At 59.4% G+C, this 12,024-nt stretch carries 7 protein-coding genes; 3 read left to right on the top strand and 4 right to left on the bottom strand.

The genetic code is table 11. The annotated features are described in order from the left end of the window. Positions 1-393: hypothetical protein (locus tag K787_RS25260; protein ID WP_161785956.1), on the top strand; the 393-nt coding region annotated here is incomplete at its 5' end. 50 nt (positions 394-443) lie between these two features. Here the strand turns inward: K787_RS25260 and glmS are convergent. Next, the gene (gene glmS / locus K787_RS0120840) at positions 444-2,273 is read right to left on the bottom strand and encodes a glutamine--fructose-6-phosphate transaminase (isomerizing) (protein ID WP_022964731.1); all 1,830 of its coding nucleotides are present in this window, start codon (positions 2,271-2,273) and stop codon (positions 444-446) included. 354 nt (positions 2,274-2,627) lie between these two features. After that, the gene (locus K787_RS0120835; protein ID WP_022964730.1) at positions 2,628-4,187 is read right to left on the bottom strand and encodes a methyl-accepting chemotaxis protein; all 1,560 of its coding nucleotides are present in this window, start codon (positions 4,185-4,187) and stop codon (positions 2,628-2,630) included. A 179-nt stretch (positions 4,188-4,366) separates the two neighbouring features. On the opposite strand from K787_RS0120835, the gene acnA reads away from it, so the two are divergent. Beyond that, a complete protein-coding gene (acnA, locus tag K787_RS0120830) occupies positions 4,367-7,102 on the top strand; it encodes an aconitate hydratase AcnA (RefSeq protein WP_022964729.1) in 2,736 nt (911 codons plus the stop codon). A gap of 311 nt (positions 7,103-7,413) precedes the next feature. Here the strand turns inward: acnA and K787_RS0120825 are convergent, their stop codons facing one another. Beyond that, on the bottom strand, positions 7,414-9,036 hold the full coding sequence (locus K787_RS0120825; protein WP_022964728.1) for a Vgb family protein: 1,623 nt from the start codon (positions 9,034-9,036) through the stop codon (positions 7,414-7,416). Positions 9,037-9,615: 579 nt separating this feature from the next. Beyond that, positions 9,616-11,448, bottom strand: coding sequence for an ABC transporter ATP-binding protein (locus K787_RS0120820; protein ID WP_022964727.1), 1,833 nt, complete (start codon positions 11,446-11,448; stop codon positions 9,616-9,618). A gap of 182 nt (positions 11,449-11,630) precedes the next feature. Between K787_RS0120820 and K787_RS0120815 the strand changes: the two genes are divergently transcribed. Continuing rightward, entirely contained in the window at positions 11,631-11,921 is a 291-nt protein-coding gene (locus tag K787_RS0120815; RefSeq protein ID WP_022964726.1) for a GIY-YIG nuclease family protein, read from the top strand. Positions 11,922-12,024: the final 103 nt, after the last annotated feature.

Here is a 12,024-nt window from a genome sequence, read left to right as displayed (position 1 = left end):
GAAGGACAGGACCTTGAAGTCGTGGCTGATGCCGGGAATATCGAGGGTGAAATGAGCCTGGTTGGCGGCGGCGAACATCCGATGTTCCTTATGTGCAGGTATGGTGCTGGTCTGGCGGAAAGCGACATGGCCTGGTTGGGCGCGCGCAGATTATCGCAGATTGGGGAGGTGAGTTGTGTGAGCCAGTCGGCAAAATGGGCCGGCTGGATTGAGCGAAAGGTCAATCAGATCAAGGGGATATGTGCGCAAGAAGTTGCGCAGATGGGGTTTTGGGTGGGCTTGGGTGATGGCTGTGACTATGCGATTGGTCACAATCCCAACCAGAAACAAAAAAGCCCGCCGGGGAGGCGGGCTCTGGTACAGACGCATGATCAATGGGGTCAGTGTCATTGAATTTTTTCAAACACTCTGACCCCATTGATCAAACACTCTGACCCCATTGATCATTCCACCGTGACGGACTTCGCTAGGTTGCGGGGTTTGTCTACGTCGGTGCCTTTGACCAGGGCTACGTGATAGCTGAGCAGTTGCAGTGGGATGGTGTACAGAATCGGTGAGATGCAGTCTTCGACGAAGGGCAGGTTGATGATCTCGTGATTGCTGTCGTTGCTTTGCTCGATGGTCTCGCAGGCGAAGGTGATCAGTTGGCCGCCGCGCGCGCGCACTTCTTCGAGGTTGGATTTGAGCTTTTCCAGCAGGCTGTCGCTGGGGGCGACGCTGACGACGGGCATGTCTTCATCCACCAGCGCCAATGGCCCGTGCTTGAGTTCGCCAGCTGCGTAAGCTTCAGCATGGATGTAGCTGACTTCTTTAAGCTTTAACGCGCCTTCCATGGCAATGGGGTAATGCGTGCCGCGGCCTAGGAACAGGGCGTGATGTTTGTTGGCGAAGCGTTCTGCCAGGGTGGTAATGCGTGGTTCAAGGGACAGCGCCTGGTCGATGATGGACGGCAGATCCTTGAGGGCCTGGACGTTAGCGGCGATCTGTTCGGCCGGTTTGCCGCGCACTTGGGCCAGTGCGGTGGTCAGCCATAGCAAGGCGACCAGTTGGGTGGTAAAGGCCTTGGTGGAGGCGACGCCGATTTCTGGGCCGGCGTGGGTCAGCAGGCGCCAGTCGGCTTCGCGCACCAATGAGCTGCCAGCGACGTTGCAGATGGCCAGGGTCGCGAGGTAACCCTGGTCCTTGGCGAAGCGCAGCGCGGCCAGGGTGTCGGCGGTTTCGCCGGACTGGGAGATGGTGATCAGCAGGGTGTTGTCTGGCACCACGACAGTGCGATAGCGGTATTCGCTGGCGACTTCAACGCTGCAGGGGATGTCTGCCTGGGCTTCGATCCAGTAGCGTGCGACCAGACCTGCGTGGTAGCTGGTGCCGCAGGCGACGATATGGATGTTGGCGATATCGACCAGGCGCGTTTCCGCATCGGGGCCGAGGATCGCGGTCAGTACGTGGTCGTCGCCGACGATGCCGGCCAGGGTGTCGCGAATGGCCTGGGGCTGCTCGAAGATTTCCTTGAGCATGTAATGGCGATATTCGCCTTTTTCCAGACTGTGGGCGGCGTGCTCGTAGCGGATCAGGGGGCGTTCGACGCTGAGGTTCTGGCGGTCCCAGATTTCGCAGGTGTTGATCGTCAGACGGGCGTGATCGCCTTCTTCCAGATAGCGGAAGCGGTCGGTTACCTGTAACAGGGCCAGTGGGTCGGAGCCGATGTAGTGCTCATCGCTGCCTTCGCCAATCACCAGCGGGCTGCCCATGCGTGCGCAGTAGAGTGTCTCGGGCTGGTCTTCGTGCATCAGGGCCAGCGCGTAGGCGCCGTGCAATTCGCCGAGTGCGGTGCGAAAGGCTTCAAGTAAGTCGTGGCTTTCGCTGTAGTGATGGCCAATCAGGTGCGCGACGACTTCGGTGTCGGTTTCCGAGGTGAACTGGTAGCCAAGCTCGATCAGTTTTTTACGCAGCGGGTTGTGGTTTTCGATGATGCCGTTATGCACGATCGCTAGCTTGCCGGACATGTGCGGGTGGGCGTTGTGCTCAGCCGGCTTGCCGTGGGTGGCCCAGCGTGTGTGGGCGATGCCCAGATGACCGGTGGCGGGGGTGGCTTGCAGGGCGTTCTGCAGCTCGACGACCTTGCCGACCGCACGCACACGGTGAATGCCATTGCCTTCGGCAAGAACGGCAACACCGGCTGAGTCGTAACCCCGATATTCAAGGCGCAACAGGCCTTCAATCAAGATAGGGGTGATGTTGCGCTGGGCAACGGCGCCGACGATTCCGCACATGGTGATGTCCTTGGGGTGAAAGCAAAGAGACGCAGTTTAGCACTATCGGGCGGGTTTGGAGTGGGGCGGAGGGCAAGGTCAAGATGGATTCCCGCGTTCGCGGGAATGACGGGGTGTGGTGGGAATGACGGGGTGTGTTGGGGGTGGCGAGGTGTGTTGGGGGTGGCGGGGTGTGGTGGGGGTGGCGAGGTGTGGTGGGGATCACGGGTTGTGGATACGCCGGCGTACGCACTCCGTGCTCGCTGCCACCGTCATCCTCGCGAACGCGGGGATCCATCTGTGTTTTGGGCGGCATTTACTGCCGCCTATTCATAGCCCTAAGGCGTCCGCCGCCCGGTCGTAGGACCTGCCTTGTCAGCGTTTATTAAAACGCACCACCAACGCTTCCTGCTCCGCAGCCGTGTTGGCCAGTTCGTTGCTCAGCATAGCGCTTTGTTGTGCTTGGGTGGCGGTGGTATCGGCGAGACCGGAGATGTTGTTGACGTTGCGGTTGATCTCTTCGGCGACCGCGCTTTGCTCTTCGGCTGCGCTGGCAATTTGCCCGGTCATGTCGTTGATACGCTCGATTGCAGCGCGGATGCCGTCCAGCGCTTCGTCTGCTTCAATCACTTGGGCGACGCCACGGTCAGCCTGTTCGTGGCCGGCGCGCATGGTGTCCACCGCGCGTTTGGCGGCGGTTTGCAGGTTGCCGATCAGCCCGTGGATCTGTTCGGTGGAGTCGGCGGTGCGGCTGGCGAGGGCGCGCACTTCATCGGCGACCACGGCAAAGCCACGGCCTTGTTCGCCGGCGCGGGCAGCCTCGATGGCGGCGTTCAGCGCGAGCAGGTTGGTTTGGTCGGCGATGCTCTTGATGACATCTACGACCTTGCCGATTTCCTGGGCGTCGGTGGCCAGCTGTGAAGATACGGTGGCGGCGGAGCTGACGGACTCTGAGAGAATTTCGATGGCTTCCCGGGTTTTGCTGGCGATGGCCTTGCCATGGGCGGAGAGCTGATTGGCTTCGCGCGTGGCTTCGGCGGTGCGCTGCACATTGCCGGAGACTTCTTGTGTTGCGGCGGCCATCTCGTTGATGGCGGTAGCGACCATGTCGGTTTCGGTGCGTTGCTGATTGAGACCGTCATGGCTGCGGGTGGCCAGTTGGCTGGCTTCGTTAGCTTGCGCCTTGAGCCGCATGGCACTATCCATCATACGCGTCAGGCAGGTCTGCAGACGCGCCTGCTGGCTATGCAACGCCATTTCCAGCTGGCCTGCAACGCCTTTCAGAGGCGTGTACATAGTCGCCAGCAGCGGGTCGGTAATGCTGTGGTCTGCCACTTTCACTACGCGCTGCAGTTTCTGATCATAAAGACCTTTGAGCATAAAGCCAGCGGGCAGCGCCAGTGCGGCTGCCACCGCGATACCCCAAGGCCCCATGAACACGCCGGCCAGGGCTGCGCCAGTGGCAATGCCGACGGACGGCAAGATCGCCGTGGCGATGCCGGCCCAGTCCACACCGAATGCCGTTTGTCCATTATTCAATCTTTTATACAGAGCTTCGGCGCGCGCTACCTGGTCGGCCGTGGTTTTGACGCGCACTGACTCGTAACCCACGGTGCGGCCGTTTTCCGCTATGGGTGTTACGAAAGCATTAACCCAGTAGTGATCGCCGTTCTTGCAGCGATTTTTCACAATACCCATCCAGCTGTTGCCACGCTGTAAATCGGTCCACATGTGGGCAAAGACCGCTGCGGGGGTGTCCGGGTGGCGGACCATGTTATGCGGACTGCCGATCAACTCATTGCGTTCATAGCCACTGATGGCGACAAAAGCATCATTGCAATAAGTGATCTTGCCTTTAAGGTCGGTTGTGGAAATCAGCCGTTGCTCGGCGTTAAAGGTTTTCTCTCTTTGGGTGACCGGTTGGTTATTGCGCATGGTGAACCTGTAATTTGGGGTGTTGGCAAGGTACCGCGTGGAGCCGCTGCTACTTACCGGTTATATCGGCGGGCGGCGATGCTTCTTTAACGAGGTTGCGGTATCTGGCCGGGCGAATTAGGGTGAAGTATAGCCATAGAGTCTGCGGCAGTCAGCGGAACGATCAAGAGGAGATAATTATGTCCGATATCAACAGCCTGGGTACGCTCAGCACATTGAAGGTGGGCGCGCAGGAATATGCCTACCATTCGTTACCCAAGGCAGCAGAACAGTTAGGCGATCTGAGCCGGCTACCGACCTCGCTAAAAGTCTTGCTGGAAAACCTGTTGCGCCACGAGGATGGCAAGACGGTCACGCGGGACGATATTCAGGCGATGGCCGATTGGCTCAAGAGCAAAAAATCAGATCGGGAGATTCAGTACCGTCCGGCGCGGGTGCTGATGCAGGATTTCACTGGCGTTCCGGCGGTAGTGGACCTGGCCGCCATGCGCGATGCGGTGGCGCGGGCGGGTGGCGATCCGCAGCAGATCAACCCGTTGTCTCCGGTGGATCTGGTGATCGACCATTCGGTGATGGTGGATCACTTTGCTGACGACAGCGCTTTCAATGACAACGTAGCAATGGAAATGCAGCGCAATGGCGAGCGCTATGAGTTTTTGCGCTGGGGTCAGAAGGCCTTCAATAATTTTCGCGTAGTGCCGCCGGGCACGGGTATTTGCCATCAGGTGAATCTGGAATATCTATCGCAAAGTGTCTGGGCGGAGGAGAAGGACGGTAAACACTGGGCCTACCCGGATACCCTGGTCGGTACCGATTCGCATACCACTATGGTCAATGGCCTGGGTGTGCTGGGTTGGGGTGTCGGCGGGATCGAGGCGGAAGCGGCGATGCTCGGCCAGCCGGTGTCTATGCTGATTCCCGAGGTGGTGGGCTTCAAACTGACCGGTAAGCTGCGCGAAGGCATGACCGCGACCGACCTGGTGCTGACCGTAACGCAGATGCTGCGCGGCAAGGGTGTGGTGGGCAAGTTTGTCGAATTTTATGGCGATGGACTGGCTGAGCTGCCGCTGGCCGATCGCGCCACCATTGCCAATATGGCGCCGGAATATGGCGCTACCTGCGGCTTCTTCCCGGTCGATGACGAAACCCTGCGCTATCTGCGCCTGACTGGTCGCCCGGATGACGTGGTCGCGCGGGTGGAGGCCTACAGCAAGGCTCAGGGTATGTGGCGCGAGGCCGGGCATGAGCCCGAGTTTACCGACAGCATGCATCTGGATATGAACGAGGTGGTAGCCAGCCTCGCCGGTCCGCGTCGTCCGCAGGACCGTGTGGCACTGGGTGATGTGCACAGCGCCTTTGACGAGCTGCTGGCACTGCAAATAAAACCTGACAGTGAAGAGCAGGCGCGACTCGAAGGCGAGGGTGGTGGTGGCACCGCAGTAGGCGCCACTAGCGACGAAGCGATTATCCACCTGGATGGCGAAGAGCATGTGCTCAGCCATGGCGCGGTGGTTATCGCGGCGATTACCTCCTGCACCAATACCTCGAATCCCAGTGTGATGATGGCCGCCGGCCTGGTCGCGAAGAAGGCCGTCGAGCGGGGCCTGCAACGCAAGCCGTGGGTCAAATCCTCGCTGGCACCTGGTTCTAAGGTAGTGACCGATTATCTGCTCAAGGCCGGGTTGAACGAGTATCTGGATGAACTGGGCTTCAATCTGGTCGGTTACGGCTGTACTACCTGTATTGGCAACTCAGGGCCGTTGCCTGATGCGGTGTCTGCTGCGGTAAATGATCACAATCTGGTGGTCTCTGCGGTGTTGTCGGGTAATCGCAATTTTGAAGGGCGGGTGCACCAGCATGTGAAGGCCAACTGGCTGGCCTCGCCGCCGTTGGTGGTGGCCTATGCTTTGGCCGGTAATACGCGGATGAATCTGCTGGAAGAACCACTGGGTCTGGATAAGGACAACAAGCCGGTGTTCCTGCGTGACCTGTGGCCGAGTAATGCAGAGATCGCCGAAGCTGTGGCGCTGGTGGAAGACAGCATGTTCCGCGAGCGCTATGCCGATGTGTTCAGCGGCGACGAGCATTGGCAGTCCATCCCGGTGGCGGAAGGCGCAACCTATGCATGGAAGGACGATTCCACCTATGTGAAGAATCCGCCGTATTTCGAGCAGATCGACCAACCGATCCAGGCGCTCAAACCCGTCAATCAGGCCCGCGTACTGGCGGTGTTCGGTGACTCGATCACGACCGACCATATCTCGCCGGCGGGCAATATCAAAGCCAGCTCGCCAGCGGGCGAATACCTGCAGAGCCTGGGTGTAAGCCCGGAAGACTTCAACTCCTACGGTTCACGCCGCGGCAACCATGAAGTCATGATGCGCGGCACCTTCGCCAATATCCGTATCCGTAATCGCATGCTGGGCGGCGAAGAAGGCGGCGAGACCATCCATGCGCCGAGCGGCGAGCGGATGTCCATCTATGATGCCGCCATGCGTTATCAGCAGGATGCGACGCCACTGGTGGTTTTCGCCGGCAAGGAATACGGCACCGGCTCCAGCCGCGACTGGGCCGCCAAGGGTACCAATCTGCTGGGGATCAAGGCGGTGATAGCCGAGAGTTTCGAGCGCATTCACCGTTCCAACCTGGTGGGTATGGGCGTGTTGCCGCTGCAGTTTGTTGATGGGCAGAATGTCGGCGCGTTGCGGTTGGATGGGCATGAAGTGGTTGAGATTGAAGGCATCGACGACAACCTGCGGCCAGGGCAGACGCTGAACGTGACCGCAACGCGGCCCGATGGCGAGAAGCTGTGTTTTGAGGTGTTGTGCCGGATTGATACCAGCAATGAAATCGACTACTTCAAGGCCGGTGGGATTTTGCATTTTGTCCTGCGGGATTTGATAGCCGAGGCGTAAGGCGGGAGTTCATCCGGCCCGGCGGGGTGTTGCAGCCGCTGGGCCGGACGCAAGCCGAATGGATCCCCGCGCATACCTCGTCATTCCCGCGCACATCCGGTCATTCCCGACCTTACCCCGTCATTCGCGCCTCAACTCCTCATTCCCGCCCACTACCCCCATCAATCCCGCCCACCACCCCCATCAATCCCGCCCACTACCCCCATCATTCCCGCCCACCACCCCCATCATTCCCGACCCTACCCCGTCATTCCCGCGCAGGCGGGAATCCATTTTGACGTTGGTGCGGTTCGGCAGTGGAAAGCCCGGACTCAGTTCTCGGCCAGCTTCAGCTCAATCTTATACAGCCCATTGTTCACGTCCGAGGTGAAGTACACCGTGCCATCGGCAGCCACCGCCACGCCGGTCGGAATGCCGCTGGGCGGCATGCCGGGGCCGGCGGGGAAGCCGATGGGCAGGTTGTCGGCCAGGGTTTTACGTTCTCCGGTTTCTGCATTCAAGATTATGAGGCGCTGCGCGGCGGTTTCTGCGATCACGAAATCACCATTGGTCATCTGCGCCAAACCTTCCGGCATCAGCAAACCTTCAGTAACGTGTTTTACTTCACCGTTGTCGGGATTCACTCGGGTCAGAAACCCAGCGGCTTCGGTCAGATAAATTTGCCCGTCATTCCCAAGGATCATCTGCACTGGCCCTTGTAGCCCATCGGCTAGCGTGCGTTTTTCATCCAGCTTTTCACCGCTCAGATGCACTAGCGATCCGGTGGCCAGCTCGCTGACCACGATGCTGCCGTCGGGTAATTCGATGGCATCGGAGGGGGCGTTCAAGCCGTGAATCAGGCGGATGGTGTTGTGATCATCGCGGTTGATTAGGTGCAGGGTGCCAGTGGAAAAGCTGGTCAATAGTAGCCGTGTTTTACTCAGGCCAACGGCGATGGGGTATTCGATGTCCGAACCATGCGCGCGGCGGATGTCCTTGACCTCGCCGGTGGTGGTGTTCACCGAACGGAAAGCGAAAACATCGCTGACGTAGAGTGTTTCGCCATCCTCCGCCAGTGCAATGCCGGCTGGAACGGCGAGTTCGCCTTGGGTGATTACCCGCTCCTCGCCGGTGTTTGGGTCAACCTGGGAGATGCCATTGTCTGCCATGTTCGAGACGTAGATGCGGTCTTGCGCGTCGATGGCCAGGTTGTCCAGGGCGGTGTCTAGCTCGGCGACCAGCTCGGTGTCGCCGGTGGCCGTGTCTATACGCATTAGCTGGCCGTGCAGTGTGTCGACCACATAGAGCTTGCCTGTGGAGTCAAAATTCACTGCGGCCGGGGTGCCGAAGCCGTCGGCAACTATTGCCATCTCGCCATCAGCTGGATTGATTTTGACCACCTGGCCCTTGAACCACAGCGGGCCATAAATCCAACCATCCGACCCCACTTCAAAGCCGTTGAAGCCGCCCATGTCCTGCTTGATCAGGCGCGGTTCGGCTTCGCCTTTGACGTCAATTTCCCAGAGCGCGTCGCCAAGAAAGACCTGGCTGGCGAACAGCTGGCCGGTTTGCTGATTGAAGGCGATGGAGTTGATGCCGGGCTTGCCTTCGGCGAGTACGCGAATCGGCGTAGCATCATTTTCCCGGTACAGCACCTGGCCTGAATAAAAGCCGGTCCAGGCCATTTCGCCATTCGGGCCGATGGCGATGTCATCCGCCTGGCCTTGGTCGGGGCCGATAAAAGTGCTGACGTTGCCGCTGTCGGGGTCTACCTGATAGATGCTATTGCCGACTACACTGCCCGCCAGCAAGCGGCCCTGATGATCGACCGCCAGGCCGTGTACGCCCTTGAATTCCGATGGCGCGACCAGGGGCTGGGGCTCTGAGTAGGTGGCGGCGAAGGCGCTGGCGGAGATCAGGCTGGCCAGTAGGGTGAGGGGCAGTAGGGCTTTCATGGTGCGTCCTTGTTGTTAGTGTAATTGCTCTATGTTAGCTGGGATTTTCAGTGCGGGAGGGTTTTATGGGCGGGGTTGATAAGGGAGGATAGGCTGGAGTGAGTGCTATATACCGTCATGCCGCGAAGGTGCGGACGCATCGGGCTTATCGTCAGGCTGAGAGGTTTGTTTGAGCTGCGAGACCGCTTGGATTCCCGCCTTCGCGGGAATGACCGGGGTGGTGGGCGGGTATGACGATATGGGACGGTAATGATGGGGTGGGGTGCCATCTTCATTCCCGGTTTCGCGAGGATCAAGACCTGAAAGAGCGAAGATGATGCAGATATGCATTAACCTCGACGAGCCTGCGGATGGTGGTGGGAGCGGCGGCCTCGCCGCGAATGAGGTCGCCAAAAATATCTGGCTGCCGAGTACCCAGCAAACCCTTCGCGGCGGGGCCGCCGCTCCTACCGGTGCCACCCGCACCCATCCATGCTTGCCGCTGCCACCCATGCCTGCCGCTAACAAGATGCACAGACCTGCTGTGATAAACCCGGCAATGGAGCCTCACGCAGGCGGGGTCCTGTTGGCTTGCGGGTTTTACACGTCTTCGCCCAGGAAACCACCCGATTGTCGCGCCCATAGCTGGGCATAGAGCCCGCCCTGGGCGAGTAGTTCGGTGTGGGTGCCGTCTTCGATAATCCGCCCCTGGTCCATTACGATCAGCCGGTCCATAGCCGCGATGGTGGAGAGGCGGTGGGCGATGGCGATGACGGTTTTGCCCTGCATCAGGGTGTTGAGGCTGTCCTGAATCGCGGCTTCGACTTCCGAGTCCAGTGCCGAGGTCGCTTCATCCAGAATCAGAATAGGTGCGTCCTTGAGCATGACCCGGGCGATGGCGATACGCTGGCGCTGGCCGCCGGAAAGTTTAACGCCGCGCTCACCCACATGTGCATCAAACCCTGTGCGGCCTTTGGCGTCTTCCAGCTCAGCAATGAACTGGTCCGAACGTGCCTGTTTGGCGGCCTTGATCAGCATGGCTTCGTCAGCATCGGGGCGGCCGTAGAGGATGTTGTCGCGCACCGAGCGGTGTAGCAGCGAGGTGTCCTGGGTGACCATGCCGATATGCTGGCGCAGGGATTCCTGGTTGACCTCGGCGATATTCTGGCCGTCGATCAGAATGCGCCCGCCTTCCACATCGTGGAAGCGCAGCAGCAGGTTGACCAGGGTTGATTTGCCGGCACCGGAGCGTCCGACCAGGCCGATCTTCTCGCCGGGCTTGATGGTCAGGTGCAGGTCGTCGAATACGCCTTGATCCTTGCCATAATGAAAGAGCACATGGTCGAAGCGGATCTCGCCGCGATCGACCTTCAGCGCAGGGGCGTTTTCCACATCCTGGACGATTTGCGGGCGGGAGATGGAGTTGATGCCGTCTTGCACGGTGCCGATATTTTCGAATAGCGCCGAGAGCTCCCACATGATCCATTGAGACATGCCCCACAGGCGTAGCACCAGGCCGGTAGAGACTGCGACGGCGCCGATGCTGGCGGCTTCGTTCAGCCACAACCAGATGGCCAGTGTGGTCACGCTGACCAGGAGCAGGCCGTTGAGCATGTAAAGCAAGAAGTTGACCTGGGTGACCAGGCGCATCTGCCGGTAGACCGTGACCATGAAACCGTCCATTCCTTCACGGGCATAGGTGGATTCACGCCGCGAGTGGGAGAACAGTTTGACGGTCTGGATATTGGTATAGCTGTCGACAATCCGCCCGGTCATCACCGAGCGCGCATCCGCCTGGCGCTCGGCGACTTTACCCATCTTGGGGATATAGACGCGCATCAGTAGCACGTATCCGAGCATCCAGCCGATCATCGGCAGTGTCAGGCGCCAGTCCGCGATACCGACTACCAGTAGGGTGCCGAGGAAATACACCACCACGTAATTGAGCACGTCGATCAGCTTGATCACGCATTCGCGCACGGCCAGCGCGGTTTGCATCAGCTTGGTGGCGATGCGCCCGGCGAATTCGTCCTGATAGAAGGCCATCGACTGTTTGAGCAGATAACGGTGCACCAGCCAGCGGATGCGCATGGGGTAGTTGCCCATCAGCGTCTGATGGCTAACCAGCGAGTTGCTGAGGATCATCAGCGGCAGCAGTAACAGCACGATCAGACCCATGCCAACCAGTTTCCAGCCTTCGTTCTGGATGAAGGTTTCGCGGTCCTGTACTGACAGCCAATCGACAATGTTGCCGAGGAAGCTGAACAGCCACACTTCAGTAATCGCAATGCCGGCCATGAGCACGGCGGCAATACTCAGGTACAGCCAGCTGCCACGGGTAAAGTACAGGCAGAACGCGAGCAGTGTGCGCGGTGGCTCCTGGGGTTCATCCGAGGGGAAGGGGTTCAGTCGTTGTTCAAACCAGCGGAACATGAAATGGCCTGTGCGGGTGCGGCGAGGGGGCCGATATTATGCGCGGTTGGGCTGGGCTGGCTCAAGAGTACAGATGGGTGCGCTGGACTGTACTGGTTCACCTGCGTTTTGTGAGGTGATTCCGGATTTGGGACCGGTGTGCGGTGTACGCTTGGGTTTTTTACTGACAGGGAGGTCGGGTTATGAGGTTGCCAGCGGTTTATATGATGGCGTCGGGTATTCAAGGCACGCTGTATATCGGTGTGACCTCAGATCTGGTTCAGCGGGTGTGGCAGCACCGGGAGGGCGTTGTTGACGGATTCACCGAGCGTTTCGGGGTGAAGCGGTTGGTTTGGTATGAGTTGCATGAGTCGATGCAGGTCGCGATTGCTCGGGAGAAAAGCTTAAAGAAGTGGAACCGGGCTTGGAAGGTAAAGCTTATTGAGGAAGGGAATCTGGCTTGGCGGGATTTATGGGAGGAGATTTGTGAGTAAGGGCGCTTAACCTGTCATTCTCGCGCAGGCGGGGATCCAAGCGGACTCATTAGGGCGCTCTGTTGTCAGTGGGCGTTCAGTCGTCCTCGGTATGGCAATTTGG

It is taken from the genome of Halopseudomonas pelagia CL-AP6 (assembly GCF_000410875.1).
GTDB classification, from domain to species: Bacteria; Pseudomonadota; Gammaproteobacteria; order Pseudomonadales; family Pseudomonadaceae; genus Halopseudomonas; species Halopseudomonas pelagia.
Note: the sequence above shows the minus strand (reverse complement) of the source record. Positions and strands in the feature narration are given on the sequence as shown.

What these genes read in the sequence shown, in the direction of transcription:
- glmS (WP_022964731.1), bottom strand. Translation starts at nt 2,273, where the DNA reads ATGTGCGGAATCGTCGGCGCCGTTGCCCAGCGCAACATCACCCCTATC.
- acnA (WP_022964729.1), top strand. Translation starts at nt 4,367, where the DNA reads ATGTCCGATATCAACAGCCTGGGTACGCTCAGCACATTGAAGGTGGGC.
- K787_RS0120820 (WP_022964727.1), bottom strand. Translation starts at nt 11,448, where the DNA reads ATGTTCCGCTGGTTTGAACAACGACTGAACCCCTTCCCCTCGGATGAA.
- K787_RS0120835 (WP_022964730.1), bottom strand. Translation starts at nt 4,187, where the DNA reads ATGCGCAATAACCAACCGGTCACCCAAAGAGAGAAAACCTTTAACGCC.
- K787_RS0120825 (WP_022964728.1), bottom strand. Translation starts at nt 9,036, where the DNA reads ATGAAAGCCCTACTGCCCCTCACCCTACTGGCCAGCCTGATCTCCGCC.
- K787_RS0120815 (WP_022964726.1), top strand. Translation starts at nt 11,631, where the DNA reads ATGAGGTTGCCAGCGGTTTATATGATGGCGTCGGGTATTCAAGGCACG.